This window comes from Streptomyces sp. NPDC093586 (assembly GCF_044764905.1).
Taxonomy (GTDB): Bacteria; Actinomycetota; Actinomycetes; order Streptomycetales; family Streptomycetaceae; genus Streptomyces.
In genome coordinates this window covers 40,288-61,070 of sequence record NZ_JBIWJA010000042.1, presented here as the reverse complement: position 1 = coordinate 61,070, position 20,783 = coordinate 40,288, and the positions used below count along the sequence as shown (strand labels likewise).

26 protein-coding genes are annotated in these 20,783 nt (G+C 69.7%); 8 read left to right on the top strand and 18 right to left on the bottom strand.

Annotated elements, in window-relative coordinates; all coding sequences use genetic code 11:
- Window positions 1-442: 442 nt before the first annotated feature.
- Complete coding sequence (locus tag ACIRFH_RS30995; protein WP_403528018.1) at window positions 443-961, bottom strand: hypothetical protein; 519 nt, start codon at window positions 959-961, stop codon at window positions 443-445.
- A gap of 228 nt (window positions 962-1,189) precedes the next feature.
- Between ACIRFH_RS30995 and ACIRFH_RS30990 the strand changes: the two genes are divergently transcribed.
- Both ACIRFH_RS30990 and ACIRFH_RS30985 read left to right on the top strand, forming a co-directional pair.
- Window positions 1,190-1,693 carry a lamin tail domain-containing protein gene (locus ACIRFH_RS30990; RefSeq protein ID WP_403528015.1) on the top strand — a complete coding sequence of 168 codons (504 nt, stop codon included), beginning with the start codon at window positions 1,190-1,192 and terminating at the stop codon, window positions 1,691-1,693.
- Window positions 1,694-2,286: 593 nt separating this feature from the next.
- Entirely contained in the window at window positions 2,287-2,682 is a 396-nt protein-coding gene (locus ACIRFH_RS30985) for a peptidase inhibitor family I36 protein (RefSeq protein ID WP_403528012.1), read from the top strand.
- A gap of 69 nt (window positions 2,683-2,751) precedes the next feature.
- On the opposite strand, the gene ACIRFH_RS30980 is transcribed toward ACIRFH_RS30985, so the two are convergent.
- Window positions 2,752-3,411: an HNH endonuclease family protein gene (locus tag ACIRFH_RS30980; protein WP_403528010.1), complete on the bottom strand. Its 660-nt coding sequence runs from the start codon at window positions 3,409-3,411 to the stop codon at window positions 2,752-2,754.
- Window positions 3,412-3,774: 363 nt separating this feature from the next.
- Here ACIRFH_RS30980 and ACIRFH_RS30975 point away from each other — a divergent pair, with 363 nt between their 5' ends.
- The 4 genes from ACIRFH_RS30975 (at window position 3,775) to ACIRFH_RS30960 (ending at window position 8,715) form a co-directional block, all read left to right on the top strand.
- Entirely contained in the window at window positions 3,775-4,509 is a 735-nt protein-coding gene (locus tag ACIRFH_RS30975) for a hypothetical protein (RefSeq protein WP_403528007.1), read from the top strand.
- Window positions 4,510-4,975: 466 nt separating this feature from the next.
- Window positions 4,976-6,352, top strand: coding sequence for a hypothetical protein (locus ACIRFH_RS30970; protein ID WP_403528005.1), 1,377 nt, complete (start codon window positions 4,976-4,978; stop codon window positions 6,350-6,352).
- 192 nt (window positions 6,353-6,544) lie between these two features.
- Window positions 6,545-7,693, top strand: a complete 1,149-nt coding sequence (locus ACIRFH_RS30965; protein ID WP_403528024.1) for a ParA family protein — start codon at window positions 6,545-6,547, stop codon at window positions 7,691-7,693.
- Entirely contained in the window at window positions 7,690-8,715 is a 1,026-nt protein-coding gene (locus ACIRFH_RS30960) for a ParB/RepB/Spo0J family partition protein (RefSeq protein ID WP_403528002.1), read from the top strand. The genes ACIRFH_RS30965 and ACIRFH_RS30960 overlap by 4 nt, the downstream gene beginning before the upstream one ends.
- A gap of 362 nt (window positions 8,716-9,077) precedes the next feature.
- On the opposite strand, the gene ACIRFH_RS30955 is transcribed toward ACIRFH_RS30960, so the two are convergent.
- From ACIRFH_RS30955 to ACIRFH_RS30880, 16 genes are all read right to left on the bottom strand, one after another.
- The gene (locus ACIRFH_RS30955) at window positions 9,078-9,257 is read right to left on the bottom strand and encodes a hypothetical protein (protein ID WP_403527999.1); all 180 of its coding nucleotides are present in this window, start codon (window positions 9,255-9,257) and stop codon (window positions 9,078-9,080) included.
- A 208-nt stretch (window positions 9,258-9,465) separates the two neighbouring features.
- Window positions 9,466-10,563: a hypothetical protein gene (locus ACIRFH_RS30950; RefSeq protein ID WP_403527997.1), complete on the bottom strand. Its 1,098-nt coding sequence runs from the start codon at window positions 10,561-10,563 to the stop codon at window positions 9,466-9,468.
- The gene (locus tag ACIRFH_RS30945) at window positions 10,478-11,428 is read right to left on the bottom strand and encodes a phosphotransferase (protein WP_403527994.1); all 951 of its coding nucleotides are present in this window, start codon (window positions 11,426-11,428) and stop codon (window positions 10,478-10,480) included. Before ACIRFH_RS30945 ends, ACIRFH_RS30950 begins: the two co-directional genes overlap by 86 nt.
- Window positions 11,428-12,579 carry a hypothetical protein gene (locus tag ACIRFH_RS30940; RefSeq protein WP_403527991.1) on the bottom strand — a complete coding sequence of 384 codons (1,152 nt, stop codon included), beginning with the start codon at window positions 12,577-12,579 and terminating at the stop codon, window positions 11,428-11,430. The genes ACIRFH_RS30945 and ACIRFH_RS30940 overlap by 1 nt, the downstream gene beginning before the upstream one ends.
- A gap of 14 nt (window positions 12,580-12,593) precedes the next feature.
- Window positions 12,594-13,256 carry a histidine phosphatase family protein gene (locus ACIRFH_RS30935; protein ID WP_403527989.1) on the bottom strand — a complete coding sequence of 221 codons (663 nt, stop codon included), beginning with the start codon at window positions 13,254-13,256 and terminating at the stop codon, window positions 12,594-12,596.
- A gap of 83 nt (window positions 13,257-13,339) precedes the next feature.
- Entirely contained in the window at window positions 13,340-13,522 is a 183-nt protein-coding gene (locus ACIRFH_RS30930; RefSeq protein WP_403527986.1) for a hypothetical protein, read from the bottom strand.
- Window positions 13,522-13,992 (bottom strand): hypothetical protein, encoded by a 471-nt coding sequence (locus ACIRFH_RS30925; protein WP_403527983.1) that lies wholly within the window; start codon window positions 13,990-13,992, stop codon window positions 13,522-13,524. The genes ACIRFH_RS30930 and ACIRFH_RS30925 overlap by 1 nt, the downstream gene beginning before the upstream one ends.
- Complete coding sequence (locus ACIRFH_RS30920; protein WP_403527980.1) at window positions 13,992-14,186, bottom strand: hypothetical protein; 195 nt, start codon at window positions 14,184-14,186, stop codon at window positions 13,992-13,994. Before ACIRFH_RS30920 ends, ACIRFH_RS30925 begins: the two co-directional genes overlap by 1 nt.
- 27 nt (window positions 14,187-14,213) lie before the next feature.
- Complete coding sequence (locus ACIRFH_RS30915) at window positions 14,214-14,480, bottom strand: hypothetical protein (protein WP_365890711.1); 267 nt, start codon at window positions 14,478-14,480, stop codon at window positions 14,214-14,216.
- Window positions 14,477-14,920, bottom strand: coding sequence for a hypothetical protein (locus tag ACIRFH_RS30910; RefSeq protein WP_365890710.1), 444 nt, complete (start codon window positions 14,918-14,920; stop codon window positions 14,477-14,479). The genes ACIRFH_RS30915 and ACIRFH_RS30910 overlap by 4 nt, the downstream gene beginning before the upstream one ends.
- Window positions 14,917-15,594, bottom strand: a complete 678-nt coding sequence (locus ACIRFH_RS30905; RefSeq protein WP_403527976.1) for a GGDEF domain-containing protein — start codon at window positions 15,592-15,594, stop codon at window positions 14,917-14,919. The genes ACIRFH_RS30910 and ACIRFH_RS30905 overlap by 4 nt, the downstream gene beginning before the upstream one ends.
- A gap of 91 nt (window positions 15,595-15,685) precedes the next feature.
- The gene (locus ACIRFH_RS30900) at window positions 15,686-15,991 is read right to left on the bottom strand and encodes a hypothetical protein (RefSeq protein WP_403527973.1); all 306 of its coding nucleotides are present in this window, start codon (window positions 15,989-15,991) and stop codon (window positions 15,686-15,688) included.
- Between the two features lie 95 nt (window positions 15,992-16,086).
- Window positions 16,087-17,040, bottom strand: a complete 954-nt coding sequence (locus ACIRFH_RS30895; protein ID WP_403527970.1) for an AAA family ATPase — start codon at window positions 17,038-17,040, stop codon at window positions 16,087-16,089.
- 93 nt (window positions 17,041-17,133) lie between these two features.
- On the bottom strand, window positions 17,134-17,301 hold the full coding sequence (locus tag ACIRFH_RS30890) for a hypothetical protein (protein ID WP_031066254.1): 168 nt from the start codon (window positions 17,299-17,301) through the stop codon (window positions 17,134-17,136).
- A complete protein-coding gene (locus ACIRFH_RS30885) occupies window positions 17,301-17,651 on the bottom strand; it encodes a hypothetical protein (RefSeq protein WP_403527967.1) in 351 nt (116 codons plus the stop codon). The genes ACIRFH_RS30890 and ACIRFH_RS30885 overlap by 1 nt, the downstream gene beginning before the upstream one ends.
- Window positions 17,648-18,115 (bottom strand): hypothetical protein, encoded by a 468-nt coding sequence (locus ACIRFH_RS30880; protein WP_403527964.1) that lies wholly within the window; start codon window positions 18,113-18,115, stop codon window positions 17,648-17,650. The genes ACIRFH_RS30885 and ACIRFH_RS30880 overlap by 4 nt, the downstream gene beginning before the upstream one ends.
- A gap of 76 nt (window positions 18,116-18,191) precedes the next feature.
- Here ACIRFH_RS30880 and ACIRFH_RS30875 point away from each other — a divergent pair, with 76 nt between their 5' ends.
- On the top strand, window positions 18,192-19,604 hold the full coding sequence (locus tag ACIRFH_RS30875; RefSeq protein ID WP_403527962.1) for a site-specific integrase: 1,413 nt from the start codon (window positions 18,192-18,194) through the stop codon (window positions 19,602-19,604).
- A gap of 65 nt (window positions 19,605-19,669) precedes the next feature.
- On the top strand, window positions 19,670-20,773 hold the full coding sequence (locus ACIRFH_RS30870) for a tyrosine-type recombinase/integrase (protein WP_403527959.1): 1,104 nt from the start codon (window positions 19,670-19,672) through the stop codon (window positions 20,771-20,773).
- Window positions 20,774-20,783: the final 10 nt, after the last annotated feature.

Below are 20,783 nucleotides of genomic sequence, written 5' to 3'. Positions count from 1 at the left end.
CTCCCCGGCCCATTCCCCCATCACCACACCAAAGAGTCTGGCCCTGCCGCTCACGCGGCAGGGCCAGAACCCCAAGATCTTCATGAGTCTTCTAGACGTGCGGGGCTGGTGAGCTTCCTTGCTCCATCCTCATCGCACGCGGACCGTTCGCGTGCTCGACCTTGAGGGGGACCACGTGTCCACGCTTGCTCTGCTCGTCCTGCTGCTCCTGGTGCTCGTCGTCGGTGGCCTGGCCTGCTTGTCCACCGTCGCCCAGCGGTCCCGGGCCCGGTCTCGGTCGCCGTGGCCGGTGTCGTGGTCGGGGCCGCGCAGGCCGGGACGAGTGCGGCGGTGCCGGCTCCGGCTTCCTTCCCGGCCCGGCGGCTGACCTGCCGTGGTCAGGCTCTCGGCCGAAGTCCCAGCTGCTGTGGCGCCGCTGTTCCAGGGCACCTCGCAGGGCCGGTCACCACACGTCGATGGACCAGACGTCGCCTTCCTGGTGCCCGTTCTGGTCCGGGGCTCCGGATGCGCCGGGGGCGGGGTCGGCGATGACGTGGATGCGGGCCGCGGAGCGGGACACGCGGTAGCAGTTCATGTCGCGCGACGTGTTGTCCGTGTCGAGTGCGACGGTGTGCCCGAGGGCTTGGAGAGCGGCGGGCAGTGCGGTGAAGGGGACCCGGGGCGTGAAGGTCCCGTACGTGCGCGTGAGCGGTGGGGGCACCGTGTCCGGTGACTGGTCGTACAGCAGCCGCTGGACCGGCACGCCGAAGCCGAAGCACGCCATCCGATCGGGCTGGTCCGGCTGTTGGGGCGAGAAGTTGATTTCCACGAGTCCGTAGTCGCGGCGCAGGAGGCCACCGCCGAGTACGTCCAGGAAGGCGTGTCCCAGGACGGCTTCCCACCCCTTGGGGCTGGTGCCGACAGTGGCGCCCAGAACGCCGCCACGGGCGGCGACATGGGCACAGAAATCCACGACGGACACGCTCTTATCCCCTTTTACCTGCACAGATGCGGTGAGCGCAACGGTAGCAACCTCGCTGCGGCCCCCCTTGCGGGAACGAGCACAGGCTCCAGGGACGGGTTCCCGGCCGGAGGGCCGCCGTCGACACCAGGCAGCCCTACCGTCACAGTTCCTTCATTCCTTCTCCCCGCAATGATCACTTTCGGTATGCTCCGGGCGCTCCATTCGCACCATCGAGGGGGATTCCTCATGCACGTCCGTCGCATCCTGACCGCCGCCGCAACTGCTGCCGCCGTCGCCGGGCTCGGCCTGGCCGCGGCCGCCCCGGCCCAGGCCGCCGAGTACTCCTCGGCCCTGAAGATCAAGGGCATCCAGTACGACGCCCCGGGCCGGGACTCCAACAAGTGCTCGGGCGGCAACACCCACAACGAGTACCTGACGATCAAGAACTACTCGAAGACCGCGAAGGTCAACCTGAAGGGCTACGTCGTCAAGGACGCCGCCGGCAACACCTACACCTTCAGGGCCAGCCACGTCCTCGAGCCCGGCGATCAGGTCAGCCTGCGCGGCGGGCGGGGCACCGACTCCGACGCCAAGAACGTCGCCTACCGGCAGAACTGCAACTTCATGTGGAACAACGACAAGGACACCATCTACCTGCACAAGCCCGGCGGTGCCCGCGCTGACGTCCACTCGTACACGAAGAAGGCCAACGACCGCGACAACAACGGCTACATCACCTACCACGGCTGACCACCACGCCCAGCCGGCCGGCACCGGCGCCGACTGCCTCCCAGCCCGTCCTCCCCGCCCCGGCGCCGGAAGGCGGGCTGCAGACCGCCCGGTGACCGGGCCCGGCCCGGCCGCCGGACATCGGCGGCTGTGGAAGGTGCCCGGCCGCTTCCGGGACGGCGCCGGGAACCGGAACTGGAAGAAGCCCTGTTCCTGCCAGTGGCAGGAACAGGGCTTCTCGTGTGGAGCGCCGGGCAGGCCTTGCACCTGCATCTCCCCGCAGGAAGCGGGGCATCTTTCCTTAGACGACCAACGCACAGCCGGCAGCCGCCGGAACGGACCGCTCGCCTTCAAGATCCACTCTAGCGCAGGCACGCCCGCACCGCACACTGCGGACACCCTCACACCGGACCCCTCCCCCCTCCGGGCACCGGCAGCATTCCCGGCCCACTGCCGACGTACTGCCCTCCCCCGCGGCCCGGTTGCCAGGTGCCGCCCCACCGGCCGCCGTCGCCGGGCATCTGGCCGGCTCCCCCGGGACCGGGTTCCTCCACACGGGTGGCCCCCCGCGCAAAAAGCTCCGGCCGGCCCGCGGTGCCCGTATGTGTAGAGCCGTGATCAGAAAACTGATGGGTGCGGCCGTGGCCGCCCTGGCCCTCCTGTCTCCGGCTATGCCGGCCTCCGCCTCCCCCGGGACCGGCACCGTGCGGGCGGCGATCGACTGCCCGGACGGCTACGTGTGCATCTACCCCGAGATCAACTTCGGCGGGCAGCCCTGGGTCCGCCGCGCCTCCGACGGCAGCGTGAAGGACCTGCCCACCGCGATCCGGGATCGCGGCAGCTCGATCCGCAACAACTCCGACCGCACCGCCCGCGTCTACGAGAAGCGCAACCACACCGGCCGCTGGGTGTGCGTCACCCGCAGCGGCGGATCCATCCACGACCTGCGCGGCTACAACCTCAACGACCAGACCCGCTCCCTGAAGATCAACCGCAACGACTGCGGCTGACCCCACCTCCCCACACCACAGCAGACGTCCCGCCCCGCCGCTTCCGGGCGGCGGGGCGGGACGGGCCGGTCACGCAGCAGGCTCGTACGTCACCGTCTGGTCCGGGCAGCCGGCCGCCACCTCCCGCAGAGCCGCGACTTCCGCCTCATCGGCCGCAAGACTCCAGCGGAGCTTGGTGCCCACCCACTCCGCCGCATACCGGCAGTGCACCCCGGCGGCCGGCGGCAGCCACTGGGCCGGGTCCTGGTCGGCCTTCGATCGGTTCGAACGCGCGGTGACCGCGATCAGACTGGCCGGTGCGCCCTGGTCGTTGGCGTACGCCTCACGGCGTGATGCTGTCCACGCGGAGGCGCCGCTGTCCCAACTCTCCGCAAGGGGCACCATGTGGTCGAGGTCGAGGCCGGAGGCCGAGGTCACCCACACCTGGTCGTAGTACGACCACCAGCGTCCTCCCGTCAGCCGGCAGCCGGTGCCGACCGTGGGCGGCTCCACCGCCTCGGCAATCAGGACCTCGGCGCGGGTGTTGCAGCCATCTGACGGGTCGGCACCGGCATTCCAGTGGCGGAAGGCGTCCCGGGTGTAGCCCTCCCGGGACTCGTCCGCCACCGGCAGGGCAGCGACCGCTTCGGTCAGGGGAAGGGTGTCTGCCGCGTGCGCAGGTGTGGCGGCACTGAGGGGCAGGACGGCGAGGGACGCGGCGGCCAGGCCACGCAGCACAGTCGTGAGCATGAGTCGTTGATAACGGCCCATGGCGGGGCGCAGTCAGGTGTTTCGCCGGTGCGCCGCCCGTGTGGGTGCAATGGTCATACCAGCACCATCCGTCTTCGTGTACGCGTGGCCGTCGGCTGTGGCCTTGCAGCCAGCGTCGGAACGGTCGGTAAAAGGAACAATGCTCGTCCTGCCCCGACTTCAGCATCTCCCCGGTGTCTTCACGGCGGTGGCATCCGGCATCACACCGTACGCGCCTGCCCAAGCGTCGGTTTCGGCGTCCGCACGGCATGCCCGTTGCGGGATGCTCCAAGATGGGGTCAGCATCGTCACGGAGGGGGAGCAATGCCTGGCCTTGGGTGGGAAGACTGGGCAGCCGCGAGAGTGGACCCGAGCCGTCTGCCGGCCGACTGGGGTTGGAAGGTCACACGGCCTTCAGGCCGCGGCTTCGACGACGACCCGGTCGACTACGCCGCCTCCCTGCGCGACGACCGCGGCGTCCTCATCGAGGAAACACCTGGCGTGCCGCTGCGGCGCCGCAAACAGCCCTGGTACCGCGCAGCACCACATACATCGGGTGCCAGCTACTTGCCGTTCACGGCCGAGGTCCCGTTCGGGCTGTGGATCTTCACTCTGGTCCCGAACGACGACGAGGAGCGCTCCGGACGGACCTGGAGCCAGCGAATATGGTTTCGGGTGCCGGCCTGGTGGGCGCTGGGTCCCCAAGGGCGAACAGCGGCAGCACTGCTCACCCGGCTGGAGAAGCTGACGTGGGACGAAGTCCTCACCCTGCGCCACTCCTACAACAAGGCGTGGCCGACCGATCGCGAAGACCCCGCCTGGTACGAGGCGCAGGACCTCGCCAGGACCGCCGACCGGGCCACGCTGAAGAACGCGCTGATCAAACACACGGAAACAGCACTGGACCGAGCAGCCCGCATCCGAGGCAAGCACGTACGGGACTTCTCAGACGAACAGAAAGCCGTGTGCTTCGCCGCTACGGCCCTCGCAATCGAGGACCTCTCTCCCGACCTCGCCCACCGCCTCCTCGGCCCGCTCCGTCTCTCACTCGGCGACGTCCACACCTACCTCGTCCCCTCGTGGGCCGACAGCGTGTAACACAAGGCGATCTCGCGACGCCGCATACCAACGACCAGTGAACCTGAACCTTGCGCAGCGCAGATGACACGACCTGATCGCCCACCAGCTAACTGACAAAGCCACAGGCCAGGCCGCTGATTCAGCACAGCACCCACAATCACTGCAGCTACTAGCACACTGCAACCCCCGCCCACCGAGGCACCACGAACTGATCAGTGCAGGCCAGACCACCAATGACTGATCAGAAAAACCGATCCTGGACAGGACAGCTGTCCGCCATCGGCATGCGTTGGTCATACCCAGGCAACCCCAGTGGGGCCGGACAGGGAGTTCCTGTCCGGCCCCACTGGGGTTGTCAGTCGCCGGGCTCCTCTTCTGATGGCGCATCGAGCCCGTCCGCTCGCCTGTGCTTCCGGCGTAGAACGAGTGGGTTCCGGCAGTTGGTCGATGAGGCCTGTCAGTAGTCGCCCGTACGCTCAGGCCCGTGAACATTGACGATCTTGAATGGCAGTCACGGACCCTCGGCGGAATATCTCCGCGTCTGGTCACCATGCTGGTGGAGCGGGGCGAGGTGGAACTGCTGGTCCAGGCCGCGTCGGAGCGGGGGGAGTGGTTCTGCGCTCAGGCGGCGGCTCGTGAGCTGTCCCGGGCGGGCGAGTTCGAGCGGGCCCTGGGCGTGCTGGAGCCGTTCGTCGAGGCTGGGTGGAACCGGGCGCGCTGGGAGAGGGCCGAGGTCCTGGTCGGGGCGGGGAGGGTGCGGCAGGCCCTGGACGCCGTCCGCCCGGATGAGGAAGGCCTTGCCTCGGAGTGGGTGTGCCACGACTTCGCGGAACTGCTGGCCAAGGCGGGGAGGCTGAACGAGGCGATCACCGTGCTCACGCCGCACCTGGACAGGGAGTGGATCCTCTCCACCCTCGTCGAGCTGACGGAGGGCCGGGGCCGTGACGAACAGGTCCTGGAGCTGATCGCGCCGCGCGCCGAGCGAGCCCGCGGCGCCCGCGGCGAGGAGCGGTGGGGTTTCAGCCCCAGCAACGCGCAGGACCTCCAGGCCCAGGTCCTGGAGCGTGCGGGCCGGGCCGATGAAGCCGTGCGGATGCTCGGGGCGGACATCGCGGCCGGTCGCTTCGTGGTCCAGAACACCCTGATCGCCTACGCCGAGCTCCTGCGGCGCCACGGGCGCGTGGAGGAACTGCGCGTACTGGGCACCGGCGAGCACGCGGGTGAGACGCTCGCGTACTACGCGCGGGCGCTCGAAGACAACGGGCAGGCAGGTGAGGCGGAGGCTGTGCTGCGGCGTTTCATCGCAGCCGCTGAGTATCCGGACCGGTTCCGCTGGCCTCTGATCGAACTGCTGGGCCGCCAAGGTCGGATCGAGGAAGCCATCGAGGTGGGTCGCCCGACGTTCGATTACCACGATGCCTGCCTCTTCGAGGGCGTCATTCACCTGCTGCATGAGGCAGGCCGGCTGGACGATGCTCTTGCGCTCCTCGACGAGCGCAGTGCTGAGTTCATCGAAGAGCACTCGTCCTGGTTCAGCTCGAACCGGATATGGCTGCTGGGCGAGGCTGGCCGGCACGAGGAGGCCCTCGCCTACGCTGAGACGCTGCCACCGGACACGTACGGCTTGACGGTCAGCAAGGCGTGGATCCTCGATGAGATGGGGCGCGTTGAGGAGGCCCTTGCCCTGCTACGAGCGGACACCGAAGTGCGGCCATCGGAAGTGGCCGAGCTGCTCATCCGGCATGGCCGCGCCGCTGAAGCCATCGTCGGAATACCCTCCCTCGCCGAACAGCATGCGGCCAGCCGACGGCGTGATGCGGCCGCGCAGGCCGACCGGGGCCCCAACGATCCTCCCTTCTAGAGGGGCGGACTCTGAGGAAGCTCTCTCCCTCGCCCTTCGCCGACCGCAGGACTACTTCGGCCGCGTCTGGTCCACTGCCTTCCAGGCGCACGAACTGGCCCAACATGAGGATGGCGCCGGCGCCCTCGGCGAAGACAACCGCTGCGCGAGGCACCGTTCCACGACTTGATGGACCTAGTAATGTTCGGCGACATGAGCATCCCTAGCCCTCGAGGGGAGCGAGAGAAGCTAATTACAGCTCTCACTCCCCAGCTCCGGAGACACCTGAAGATCCGCGCCTTCGAGCATGGAATGGACATTCAGGACGCCACTGAGCACGCCATCAAGGCTTGGTACACCGCGGACCAGGTCCCTGACGTCGACACCACCGGCGCAAAGACATGGGGGACCTTCCTCCCCGCTGGCGAGCCTGAAGCGTTCAAGAACGCGTGCAACGAGCGCGGGGTCACCTACGTCCAAGGCTTGGCTCAGGCGTTGACGCTCTGGCTCGAGGCCCACCCCTCTCCCGCGTCGCCCCTCACCGAGCAGCCGGTCATCCGCGTCATAGTGGCCAACCAGAAGGGCGGGGTCGGCAAGACGTTCATCTCCAGCGGCATCGCCCAGGCACTCGCGGAAGCCGGCCACCGGGTGCTGATCGTCGACTACGACCCCCAGGGGCATCTCACAGCGGAGCTCGGCTTCGAGGACCTCATGTACGAGGACGACGTCGAGACACTGCTCATGCACATGGACGGGACCGCCAAGGGCGACGTTCACGACCTGCTGGTAGCCCTGGACCAGGAGCGCTTCGGCGAGCGTCTGCATCTCCTGCCCGCGAGCGACGACGCGTTCTTGCGGGATGTGGCGTTGTCGAAGGTGTCGTTCAGTGAGGCTGCTCTGGAGCGGGCGCTGGAGCCGCTGGAGGACGACTACGACATCATCATCATCGACGGCCCGCCCAGCCTCGGCCTGAACATGGATACGGCCTTGTACTACGTACGGCGCCGCGACGGCGAACTGTCCGACCGGTCCGGCGTCATCACGCCGGTATGGGCCAACAAGGCTTCCCACCGGGCCTTCCGGCTGCTGCGCGCGCAGATGGAAGACCTGTGCCGCAAGGGCCGCATCACCATCGACTACCTCGGCCTGGTCATCAACGCCTACGACAGCCGCCGCGGAAAGCTGGTCAAGGAGAACCGCGACCAGTGGGAGCGCAGCAGTTCACCGGCGGTGCTGGCAGTCATCGGTGACCTGAAGGAGGGGCGCGAGGCGGCTGACGGGGAGATCCCGCTGCTGGAGTACGCGCCCGATAGTGAGCATGCGCAGGCGATGCGCGACCTGGCGAAGGAACTGGCGGTATGAGGAAGACCAACTCCAAAGGGCCGCAGGAGCGTGTGACGCGCGGCTTCACTCTGGACGAGGACGGTCAGGGCAGTCCGAAGGAAGCTCCCCGACGGGTGCGGACACGTCAGCAGATCATCAACGGGGAGGGCAAGCGCCCGCCGGCTTCGGTGCCGCTGGCGGAACTGGCGCACAACCCGTTCAACCCCCGCGACGAGTACACCGAGATTGAGGAGACCGCAGAGTCGCTTCGCGTGCGGGGGCAGATCCAGCCGGTCACCGTCGCACGGCGGGCTGCCTTCCTCGCCGCTCACCCCGATCAGGAGGAGCAGATCGGGGCAGCCGAGTACGTGGTCATCGACGGCAACCGCAGGCTCAAGGCCGCTGGCGCAGCGGGGTTGGCTGAGCTGCGGATCGACGTCAACGACGATCTGGCCGCCACCGCCGCCGACATCCTGGAGTCGGCGCTGATCGCCAACGTGCACCGGATGGACGTGCCGCCCCTGGACCAGGCCAGGGCCATCCAGCAGCTGGTCGACGTACACGGTTCCCAGGGCAAGGTCGCCAAGCGGCTGGGGAAGACGCCGGCATGGGTGTCGCAGCGGCTGGCGCTGCTGGAGCTCACCCCGGAGCTGCAGACCGCCGTAGAGGCTGGTGAGCTCAAGGTGGAGCCCGCCCGGCGCATCGGCCGGTTGCCTAAGGAGCAGCAGGCGCCTGCTGCGCAGGAGGCTATGGCCGCGTCGAAGGCGCCTCGTCAGCGTGCGCCGCGTCGGCGGCTGGGGGACGGGAGCGGGGGGCAAACCGTTAACGGCGTTAACGGTTCCGATGTTGCTGCCTCTGCTCCTGCGGTACCGCAGCAGACCGTTAACGGCGTTAATACCCCGGCGGTGGATCCAGCTCCTTCGGTTTCCACGTCCATCGTCATCTCTGCTGCTTCTCCGGCGAGCATCGTGGCTGCGCTGAAGGAGCATCTGTCTCCGCAGGATCTGACCGCTGTCGCAGAGCTGCTCGTGGAGAGTCTCACCGAGTCAGCCGCAGGCTGAAGCCTGTATACCCCACGAGATCGTTCTTGCCCAATTGGGCAAGAACGATCTCGTCCAGTGGGCAGGGCGTGGACGTAGAAAAGCGGCCCTTGCCGTCCGGATCGAGTCCGGGTGGCGAGGGCCGCTTCGTGGTCTCAGACGGTCAGGTTGAGGTCAGCCGGGATGTCTCGCCCGGCGAGGGCGTGCGTGAGGAGGCGGTAGGGCTGGGTTCAGGTGCCGTGGATCCTGGCGCACTGGAGTGTGTTGGTGAGGGCAGTCTCGGTGTCGGGGTGGACGAGGACCAGGGCGACGGGGTCAACCCAGGTCGGTGGGTGAGCAGGGGAGGGCCGGGCCTTGGTGGTGGGGCCCGGCCGGTGCGGTCGTCAGTCCTGGGTGGGGGTGTCGGCGATGACGAGGAAGCTGTCGGTGCGCAGGTCCATGACGACCCGGGCGGGCTGTCCTTGGGTCTGCTGGCGGGCGGCGTACTCGTCTGCGGGCCAGGAGCCGCGGGGGCCGCCGGCGGGGAAGCGTTCCAGGATGGTGCGCTGGGACTGGTCGGGCATCGGTTGCCTCCGGGTGCGGGTCGGCTGGTGAGCCGGAACGGCATGGGGAGATAGCGCAGCGCTTGGTCGTCGCTGCCGTGGCCGTCCAGGTCGCGGGCGGCTTCAAGAGGGCCAGCGCCGGTCATCGAGGCGGCCGGGATCCGTGGCGGTGATCGGGTGGCTGGGCTCGGTGACAGCCTTCAGAGCCTTGCGTCGCTGTACGTGCAGATCAGCGGGTCAGGTTGGCGAGGAAGGACTCGGCTGCCGACCACGGGGTCAGCTCGATGCCGAAGCCGCTGTGCGCGTCAGGTCCCTGGATGTGGACCAGCCGGCCGGACACGTAGACGACGTCGCCGGTGCGGAACGCTCCAGTGTATGCACCGAGGTAGCTGCGGAGGTGGGTGATCCGGCGGGCGAACACGGACGGCTCGTCGACCGTGGACTCCGTGACCGTGTCCACCTCGATCCCGTAGAGCGCCGGTGTGACCAGGCCCTCGGAGTGATCCGTGATCCGTGCGAGGACGGAGATCGCCCCTACCTCCTTGGCCACGACCCTGGCGAACGTCTTGTCGCCGTCGGCCCTCAGCGGCTCGCAGTTGATGTGCGCGCCGGCGCCGGTTGTCAGGCCCTGCAGTTTGCGGGCCTCCTGACGCATGAGCGCGTCGAAGGAGCTTCCCACCATGTACTTAGCGCGTCGCACGTACAGCCGGGTGAGGGACTCGCCCTCGTAGGGGCGGATGAGGGTGCGTTCGGCGAACAAGGCCTGTGCCGCTTCGTAGCCGCGTGGCCCGTAGCAGACCAGGTCGATGTCGGAGCGGGCGTTGCAGGCGCCGACCAGGAACGAGCCGGTCACGCCGATGACGTCCGCGGCGTCGGCGGTGACGATCCAGTTGATGATGGCGAGCAGGTCCTTGCTGACCGGGGTTGCGTTCAGAAGGCCGGGGTTCTGGTGCAGTGCGGTGAGAGTCTGGCGGCAGGAGTAGTGAGTGACGATGTCTTCGCGGGGTACGCCGGTGATGACGCACCCCACGGCGGGGGAGTAGATGTAGCACTCGGGCCGGTCGGCGAGGAGCCCGAACGCTTTGGACACGACGCTGTTCTGCCGGTACGTCCGGCCGAACAGCACCCGGTCGCCGCGGGCGTCCGGGTAGTACTTCACGTACCCCAGGAAGTGCGTGCCGGGGTGGACGTCCCCGATGACTTTGAAGATCACCCCGGCGCGGTCCAGGAGGTAGTCGCGGTCACGGATGGTCGCCAGCGCGGTACCCAGCGGCGAACTCTTCGAGGCCGGGGAAGAGGGCGGTATCGACCATCCCGGTGCGCTCATATTGCTCCAGTCCCTTCATGAAGAGGTGACGGCGGTACTGCCACTTCAGGTGCTTGTCCGTGCGGGCAGGGTCGGTGGGCCGCATCAGGGCGAGGAAGAACAGGCTCTTGACGAGCAGGTAGACGCCCAGGTGCTGGCTGACCGGCTGTCCGGTCGTGTTCCGGGCCGCGTCATCCAGCGCGGCGAGGTAGCGGCGCCGCTGGCCGGGGCTGGCGGTGTAGCCCTTGCTGCCGCCCTTGAACGCGATGACCTCCAGGGCCGGGAGGACGTCGTACCCGAAGGGGACCAGGCCGTGGTGCTGCCAGTCGATGACCCCGGCCGGCAGGACGTTGGGCAGGCCGTAGTCGAGGTGGCCGTACACCAGCGGAACCGTGGCCAAGCGGTCCAGCGCGTGCTCGAGCGCGGCGCGGGTGCGGGTGTTGTCCAGGTCGGGGTTCTCCTGGAAGACGTTCTGGGTGAACCCGGCACGGTCCAGCCACTGCCGCAGCGCACTGGGCGTGGGCGTGGGCTGGGCAAGGTGGGCGGCCTGGGCGCGCAGCAGTCGGGCGGCGACCTGCGCGGCGGTGTCGGTGACGTCGTCGGGCAGGGCGCGGCTGCCATTCAGTGACGCCACTGCCCGGTCGTGCAGGGTCTGGTCGCCCAGCGACTCCTCCACGACGTAGTAGTGGCCGTCGTCGGTGAAGCCCTCTTCCAGAACGTGCGGGACCGGGTAGTCCAGGTCCGCGACCTGGCGCTGGAAGGCTGCCTCCGCCTGAAGGTCGGCTCCGCCAGTGCGCCGGTAGCGGGTTCCGTCGGCGGATACGTACACCGCGCCGTCGGCGGCGGTCCGCTTCTTGACGAACCGCCAGGCGTTGTTGTCGTTCATCAGTGTGCTCCTTCCGGCTCCTGTGTGGAGCCATGGGTGGGCGGGTGCTTGGGGATGGCCCGGGACAGGGCCCGGACGTCCATGACCCAGCGCATATCACCCGCCGCGACGCGGCGTCGCAGTTCGGCGGGGCCGTCACTCCCGGGTGTGTCCGGCCGGGCCAGGTGGGCGCGGCGCCAGAATTTCAGCAGGGCAGGGAGTTGTGCTGCGGTGATGCCCGCCCGGATGTGCAGTGAGCACAGGGGCAGGAACCAGGTGAGGAAGAGCTCCTGTTGCGCCGGGCTGACGCGGTGTGCCTCGCACAGCCGTTGCAGCGTTGTGGTGTCGTCGTACGGGATGCGTCCGTGCGGTGCGTACCGCAGTCGTGTTCCGTTGTGCTGTCGGAAGGGGGCCCCGTAGGCGGCGATGTTCGCCGCGGCGTTCTCGGTGATCGTCATCACCGGCCGCTCGGCGCCGAGCCGGGCGGCGGCGGCCAGTACGGCGATGTGTATGCCGGCCCGCGGGTCCAGGACCAGGCCGTCGAGCCCGAGCGGCGCGAGGCTGATGCCGTGGTCGCGGGTGCGGGACAGGATCAGCCGCTGAGGAACGTTCTGGGCGATGGTCAGCAGGTGCGCTGGTGGCTTGGCCCGGTGGGCGTGGACGTCGTCACGTGCGAGCACGGGTGTGCCGGGAGGGCGGTCCCAGACCAGCAACGGCCGGGTGTGCGGCCGGGAGCCCTGGTGGCCGCACGCGCGGCAGGCGTGGGCGGCCGTGCCGGTCATGTGGCCGCAGCGGGTGCAGAGAAGGACCGTGACGGGAGCGAGGGCCAGCACGCCGTCCTGCAGGAGGTGTTCGGTCATCTCCAGCGCGAGGGCGGCCACGGCGGGTGCGGTGTCGGTGAGGACGCCACCGGCCGGGGCCGCGCCTGGTGCGTACTTGGCGGCGATCGCTTGTTCCTCCCGCTCCTGCCGGGCGACGGTGTTCCGGTCAGGGGCGTCACGGTGGCGCAGGTCTCCGGCCAAAGTGACGGTGTTCCACAGATGCGGGGCCGGCCCGGCCTCGAGGAGGGTGTTGAGCGCGTCGGCCGCGCGGATGCCGGCCGCCTTGCCCGGCCGTTCGGCGATCGTGAAGGGGCCGTTCTGCACGGGCCCATTGAGGTACAGGACGTTCACGGCTCGGGGCCTCCTCAGCAGTCCGGCTGGATGGTGCCGCGGGCGTGGAACAGGCCGCCGGTGGCCTGCTCGTAGACCAGGACGGCGGCGTTGGGCGTCTTGCGCAGGCGGGCCTCGTCGACCAGTTCGGTCACCGGCCGGCGTTCCAGGACCGCACGCAGCGCGAGGATCGTGGTGTGGTGCGTGACCGCCACGACATCCGACGCGGGCACGGTGGCGAGGCCGTCGACGAACGCCGTGGCCCTCTGCAGGACGCCGCCCGCGAGGGACTCCCCGCCGTCGCCGGGGGGCGTCCACAGGTGCTTGCGGGTCTGCCGGTCCTCTGCCCCCTCGGGGTAGGTGGCGTACAGCTCCTGCTTGGTCATGTAGGTGGCTGCGCCATAGTGCTGTTCGTTGAGGAGCGCGGTCACCTCGTAGGGCAGGCCGGGCAGAGCGAGCGCGGCGGTGTCGAGGGCGCGGCGGTACTGCGAGGTGTAGATCGCCGGGTCGGGACCGGTCAAGCTCCGCAGCGTCTGCCGCAGCCACAGGCACTGGAGGAACCCGCGGGGGGTCAGGCCGACAACGTCCCGGGACAGGACATGCGCGGCCGGCCCGGACCACGGGCGGGGGTTCGCGTAGAAGCCGGTGTACTTGGTGGCGTTCTCGATGGATTCGGCGTGGCGGACGAGAAAGAGCATCTTCAACCTCTCTGGGAAGGTGCCGTGCCACACAGCGCCGCACCCGGCCCGGAAGGGCGGGTGCGGCGCTGTGTGTGCAAGGGCTACTGCGAAGAGGCGCCGGCGACCACGAGGAACTCGTCACTGACCAGGTCCATCACGACGCGGGCGTCGATGCCCTGGGCGCGCTGGGCGGCGGCGTACTCGTCCGCGGGCCAGGACCCGCGGGGGTGGCCGGCGGGGAACCGTTCAAGGACGGTGCGCTGCGCGGGAGCGGCGGTCGTCATCACAGGCCGCCTTCCTCGTAGGCCTCGATGAGGCCGCCGATCGCGTCGGAGTTGGCGGCCTCGCCGACCCAGCGGCCGGACGCGGTGAACACCGGGACCTGGTCGCGGTCGGCGTCGAAGACGACGACGTAGTTCCCGAACCGCTCCAGCACGAGGTCGTAGAGCACGGAGGCCGGGGCGGCCTCAAGGACCTCCAGGCCGTCGACGGTGACGTGGGCGGGGGCCTCGGGGTCGTCGGGCTGGGTGAGGGTGCCGGTGACGCGTACGAGGTCGCCGGGCTGGATCTCGCGCAGCAGCACGTCGGCGATGCGCGGGTCTCCGGTGGTGCAGGCGTACACGGTGTCCGGGGCGATCCGGTCCGCGTCGGCGGGGGAGTGGATCAGGTCGAAGCGGGTGGTGCCCCAGCCGGTGCCGGGGGCCGGGATCGCGTCGACGTAGCCGTCTATGGCCAGGTGCGTCTGGGGGTTCATCAGCTGGCCTCCGCCAGGGTCTTGGTGGAGCGGGGTCGGGGGGAGCGCTGCGCGAGGTCGAGGAGCTCGCGGTTGCGGCGCTGCTGGGCGGGGGTGAGCGGCCGGGCCTTCGGGCCGCGGCGGTGCCAGAGCGGCGAGGCCGGCGGCTCGGGATAGGCGAGGGCGCGGTCGACGTCGGGCTGGGTGCTGCTCATGGGGGCCTCCAGGTGGAGGTGAGGAGTTCAGGCGTGGTCGGTCGTCCCGCCGCCCTTGGGCGGGTCGGAGACGAACCGCATCTCGCCGGGGTGCGCCGCGTTCCAGAACTCCGCGCAGACCTTGTGCACGGGCTCTTTGGCGTGGGACCTCAGCGGGGTGGTGGTGCCGCACAGCACGCACGGTGCGGGCGGGCCGAAGTGCGAGTAGTGGCGCCAGTTCAGGAGCTGGACCGGCGCCACGGGCTGCTCCGGCGGTGTCGGCACCGCGCGCAGATGGCGGCGCCGGGCGGTCACGGCCGCAGGTGCGGGAGCTGCTGGAGGACTTGGGCGACCAGGTGCTCGGTAGGTCGCCAGGGTCCGAGCTGCCCGCGTGCCGGGATCGGCAGGGCGAGGGCCTGGACGTCGCTGACCTCCAGATGCCACGCTCCGGGCTGTGCCCACTCGGTGCAGGGCGGGGAGCCGTCCGGGTCCTGGTGGCAGCCGGTCAGCCGGGCGACGCCGATCACGGCGCCGGTCGTCAGGTCGCGGCCGCGGATCGTGCGGGCGATCAGCGGTACGCGCAGGGCGGGCCGGTCGGTCTGCTGGCTCGCGTGCAGCAGCAGCCAGCCGCGCCACGACCAGGCCCGGGGCCTGTTCTCGATCGTCTTGGCCCCGGCGAGGAGGCAGGCGGCGTGCGGCTGCTTGACGCTGATGCCGCGGATCCAGTCGGCCGCCGGCGGAAGGGCCGCGCTCATGCCGCTCGCCCCCACACGGCCGTGCCCGGCCTGCCCGCGCGGCGCCCGTTGACGGTCGGCGTGGCGGCGTGCGCGGCGGTCGCCAGCATCGCCTTCCCGGAGTGCTTCCCGTCGTACAGGGCTGCGTCGGCCGCCCTCTGCAGGCGCGTCAGGTCGCGTGCGCCGATCACGTCCGGGGTCGCGGCGCCGACCGAGGCGGCGACGTCGACCGTGCGGCCGTCGTCCAGGGCGACCGGGGTGTGCAGCATCCGGACCAGCTGCGCGAGGCGCTGCTCCCGGCGTTCGGCGGGCAGCTCCAGGATCACGGCGAACTCATCGCCTCCGAGCCGGCCGACCGCGGCGCGCGGGCCCGCCCAAGCGGTGAGCCGGGCCGCGATCGACGCGAGGACGGTGTCGCCCGCCGCGTGCCCGAGGCCGTCGTTGATCTCCTTGAACCTGTCGGCGTCGACCATGACCACGGTTGTGTCGTCGCCGTGGCGGGCCAGGAGCCGGCGGGCACGGGCGGTGTAGGCGTCGCGGCGCAGCAGGCCGGTCAGCGGGTCCTTGCGGGTCGCGGCGAGCTGCTTGTGCAGCGCGGCGGCGTGGATCGCCCAGCCGGTCAGCGGCAGGGCGGCGCTGGTGATCAGGAGGGTGCGCGAGCCGATCCGGCCCTGCGCACGCAGAACGGAGTCCATACTGAGGATCTCCCTCTCGTCTTGTACGGGTTGGGTGGGCCCGGGGCAGCCGTCGAAGCCGCCAAGCACGTGCGGCTGTCCCGGGGCAGAGCTACATCTCGAAGGGCTTGGAGTTGAGCCAGCTGTACGGGCTCCTCCAGGGGCCGGCCTTCGCGGCGGGCCAGTCGAGCTCCCAGCCGGGCCGGTATCCGCAGGCCGACCAGCCGTCCAGGCGCCCGTGGGGGATCTCGCGTCCGGCCTCCGCTGCGGCGCGGGCCGCGTCGTAGACCTCGTGGGCGGCCTTCACGGCCGCGTCGCGGCTGTCGGCCCAGCCGGTGAAGACGTGCACCCCGCGCAGGGTGGGCGTCTCGGTGCTCCGTATGGGGACGTCGACCTCGTAGTACGGGGGTTGGGCCATGACGTCCATCTCCTCTCGTGATCGCGGTGGTGAGGGACCACCGCGACCGCCCCGGCCCCGGCGCTGTGGCGGGGTCGGGGCGGCACGGAGGTCCGTCAGCCGTGGATCACTTCGAGGTCCTGCGCCTCGAGGTCGTCGTCCTGGTCGTCGCCGTTGTTCGGGCCGTGGGCGGTGCAGACGATGTCCTCGTCGTCGTCCAGGTCGCCGTTGAGCGCGCGGAACAGGCAGGTGACGCTGTAGGCGGGCACCCAGGCGCGGCCGGTGCATTCGTCGTCGTGCGGGCACGGCACCAGCACGTCGAACCCGACGTCGCCCTCGCCGTCGACGTCGGTGCGCAGGGCGAGGGTGAGGTACTGCTGTCCGAGGCGGATCTCCGCGACACGGTCGCCGTCGGCCACGTTCGAGCCGGGCTTCCACTGCCACAGCGGCAGGATCTCTTCGCCGAATACCCGGGATACGAGGTTCAGGTCACCGAGGCCGGCGCTGCCGTCCAGTCCGAGGTCGGCCTGCCGGGTCTCGCTCAGGCGCTCCAGGAACGGCAGCAGCCGGTAGAGGCTGTCGGAGAAGACGATCTCGGAGAACCCTTCGGCCTTGAGGGTCCGGTGCGAGGCGACCATGGCCTGGTGCTGCTTGACGACCACATCCTCGGGCACCGTGCGGTTGGCCGGCCGCGGGCCCTGCCGCTCGATGCAGACGCTGCCGGGGGTGGCGACCATGACCGCGATGGGCAGCATGTCGTTCCGCTGGGCGGCGGCGATCAGCGGCTCCCTGGCGGACCTGGTGACGTTGGTCGCGTCGACGACGGTGAACAGCCGGCGTCGCATCCTCGCCTCCAGGAGCAGGAGCAGGAGCAGGTGCAGGGCGGCGACCGCGTCGCCGGTCGCGTCCTGGTCGCCCGCGTCGTCGCTGGCGACCTCGCGCAGCGCGTCCAGGGACAGGACCTGGGAGGCGGGCCAGGTGCGCGCGATCGTGGACTTTCCGGCGCCGGACGGGCCGATCAGGACCACCAGGCTGTGCTCGGGCATCTGCGGGTAGATCAGCTCGGTCATGAAGATCTCCTTGCGGGTGAGGGCGCCGGGCAGCCCGGATGGGGCGCTGCCCGACGTGGGCGGTGAGCAGAGCGGGGGCTTCGCGCAGCGGCGTCAGCGGACGATCATGTGGTCGGGGTGGCCGTTCTTCATGTGGTCCACGCACTGCGGGCAGTCCTCACGCGGACCGAGCCTGGCGTGGGCCTCGCGGCTGGCGTACGCGTGGAACCAGCACTGCGTGCACTCCCCGCGGGGCGGGTTCGTCGCCTTCGCGCTCGCCATCAGATGCCTCCCTGCTGCGGGTGAAGGGCGCGGGCAGCCCAGATGAGGCGCTGCCCGGCGTTGTCGGTGATCAGGGCGGCGGCCTCATGCAGGGGGCACGATGCGTCGCCGTCGCGGTCGGGCTCGACCTGCTCGGCACGACGCGCGGCGGCGGTGAGCAGCTGCGCGACGGCCGCCATGAACCCGCCGGGCGGGTCGGTGTCCTCGATGAGCTCGCGCAGGATCGCGGCCAGCTCCTCCTGGTCGACGTCGTCGGCGCGAAGGTCGTCCTCGATCTGCTGGAGGGCCAGCGAAGCGATCCCGACCGAGGCGCGTACGCGTTCCAGTCGCGTCCGGGGCTGGCCGGTCACCGGGTGGTCGCCTTGGTCGTGGCGATAAGCGCGGCGACGGTCTCCCAGCCGTGGTGCCAGGAGTTGTCGAGGTGGAAGGCGCCGTTCATTCCGTGCGAGGCCAGCTTGTAGAAGTTGGTCTTGCCGGTCTTGTCGGCGAGCTTCTCCAGAACCCCGTGGCCCGGCACCCGGCGGTCCGCGATGTAGTGCGTGCCGAAGGACAGCGTGAGCGCGGCTGCGGCCGCGCCGGGGTGGACCCGGATGCCCAGTGCGCGGGCTCCAAGTCCGGCGACGATCGCCTGCGTGGCCGTGTAGGTGAGGCAGTGGTGCAGGCACGCCTTGCGGCCGTCGGCGGTGCCGTGGGTGGTCTTCTCCTTGGTGGCCGGGTCCTCGTACGTGACCGGGGCGTCGTCGGAGGCGCCCTTCACTCGGGCGCAGAAGTCGTTCTGGACCCAGATTGTCGCTGCTTTCTTGGCGTGTCTCACATTCCTCAACTCCCGTTGATCAGACGTGGGGTTAGCAGTTGATGAGGGTCGTGTCGCGGACGTACCGTCCCGCCGCGTGTTGGTGCACTTCTTCTCTGCCGAGGGCTGGCAGTCCTGGGGGCTCGATGGCGAACCGTTGATCCCCGAGCGCATGCCGGTGCTGTTCGACGACGACTTCCTGTTCGAGGACGAGGGCGGCCCCAGGGCGACGCGGGCGGTGAATGCCTGGCTTCGTACGCTGCCGTCGAGCGGGGCGCCGTCGCCGAATTCGTGGCGGGCGTATGCGCTGGCGGCCCGGGACTGGCTGATGCATCTGCGGCGGCACCGTGTTTCGGTGTTCGGTACGCGGCAGGAGCTGGTGGCCGCGCTCGGTACGTACGCGGACCGTCGGCTGTCGGGGCCGTTGGACGAGCGGCTGGAGTTCTCGTCGTGGGAGTTGCAGGTCACGGCGCTGAGCCGGTTCTACGACTGGGCCGAGGGGGAGGGCCTGGCCGCGGCTGTGCCGTTTACGGTGGCCACCGGCAAGCGGATGGTGCAGGGCCGGCTGGTGGAGACCCGGCACAACCGGGCCCGGCTGCGGCGGCCGAAGCCGCACGTGAAGGTGCAGTATCTGGAGTCGGACTTCGCCGGTCTATTCCGCTACGGCCTAGCCGGGCTGGGCCCGGACGGGCTGGAGGACGCGTCGTTCCGCGGCCGGTTCCCGGGGCGGAACGTGGCGGTGGGTGGTCTGGTGCTGGGCACCGGGATGCGGAGCCGGGAGTTCACTCACCTGCTGGTTCATGAAGTTCCGCCGCTGCCCGCCGAGCCGACCGGGGTGCCGATCCCGTGGACGGTCCCGGAACTGGCGGCCAAGGGGCGAAAGTTCCGCACGACCTGGATCGACTACGCCTCGCTGGCGGCGGTCCACTCATACATCGCCCTGGACAGGGAGATGTCGCAAGGGTCGTGGCGGCCGCAGAGGCCGCTCGTGGTGGAGGAGGCGGACTTCTACGGCGGCCGGGTCAACGGCCGACGCACACGCTGGGCGGCGCTTCGGCCGGAGGAACGGCTGCGGCTGGTCAACCCGGAGGGAGGCTCACTGCTGCTGGCGCTGAGCTACAACGGGCGGCCGTTCGTGGACTGGGGCACGCTGTTTCGCCGCACAGCCCGCCGGATCCGTGAGCGCTTCGAGCCGCGGTTCCCGGATGTCGCGCCGCACCGGTGCCGGCACACCTTCGCCATGGCCACCCTGGAGAAGCTGGTCGAGGGCCACTACCGGCAGGCCGCCCAGCTCGCCGCCGCGACCGGCGATGCGTCCGGGCTCGCGCTCTACCTGCTGAAAGCCGATCCGCTGCTGATCCTGCGGGACCTGCTGGGGCACTCCAGCGTGGTCACCACGGAGGTCTACCTCGACCCTCGGGAATTGCATCAGATGGACGAGAAGTCGCAGGTCGCCAGCTCATGGCGCCAGCTTCACGGTCTCCGACGTTACTACGAACTAGCGGCCTGAGCAGGCATGTTGCTGAGGTGATCCTGTTTGATGCATGATCTGCCCTCCAGAAGGGATGGTCTGAGGTGGTGCATCAGCAGAAGCTGGCCCTGGCCGGGGCGGCTCGTCTGGAGCTCGTGTCCGGGGTGGTTCAGCTGCATCCGGAGGACGCGATGTTCGACGCGATGCTGCGGGGCTGGCGGGCTCAGCAGAAGTCGCGCGGCCTGAAGGACGAGACGATCGACCCCAGGGAACGGCTCGTCCGCCGGTTCCTTGAGTTCGCGAACGACTACCCGTGGCAGTGGACGCCGGCCCACATGGACGAATGGTCCGCCACGCTGACGGGCGAGAAGCATCTGGCGCCGTCCACGATCCGCAGCTACCAGGGCGACATCCGGCTGTTCACCGAGTTCCTCATCGACGGCCGCTACGGCTGGGGGCCTGCCTGCGAGGAAGCCTTCGGCGTCCACCCGGTGGCGATCGCTCACGAGTGGAACACCCTGCCCCACCTGCAGGACTACGAAGGTGATCCGGAAGCGAGGCCGTTCACCCGCGAAGAACTGCAGCGGTTCCTCGACTACGCCGACGACCAGGTCGCACGCGCCGTGAAGTCCAAGCGCAAGGGCGCCCTCGCGGCCTACCGCGACGCCACCCTCTTCAAGGTCATCTACGGATGGGGTCTTCGCCGGACCGAGACGTCGAAGCTGGACGTGGTTGACTTCGGACGGAACCCGAAGGCTCGCCAGTTCGGCCGGTATGGCACGCTCAACGTCCGTTACGGCAAGGCGAAGAAGGGCCAGCCGCCGCGACGGAGGAATGTGCTGTCGGTGATGGACTGGGCTGTCGAGGCGGTCGAGGACTACGTCGAGAACGTCCGGCCAGGCTTCGGATTCCCCGATCACCCGGCTCTGTGGATCACCGAACGCGGGGGACGCCTGCAGCCGAGCTCGATCAACGATCGGTTCGAGGCATACCGGGATGCCCTAAAGCTCCCAAAAGAACTAGTTCCGCACTCAATTCGTCATTCTTACGTCACGCATCTGACCGAGGACGGGGTGGACCGGCGCTTCATCCAGCAGCAGGTCGGTCACGAGTGCGACAGCTCCACGGCCATCTACACGCACGTCAGCGACGACTTCATGAACACTGCCCTGAGCAAGGCCCTGGCCCCGGCGTTCGCCGGCGTCTGACGAGGAAGGA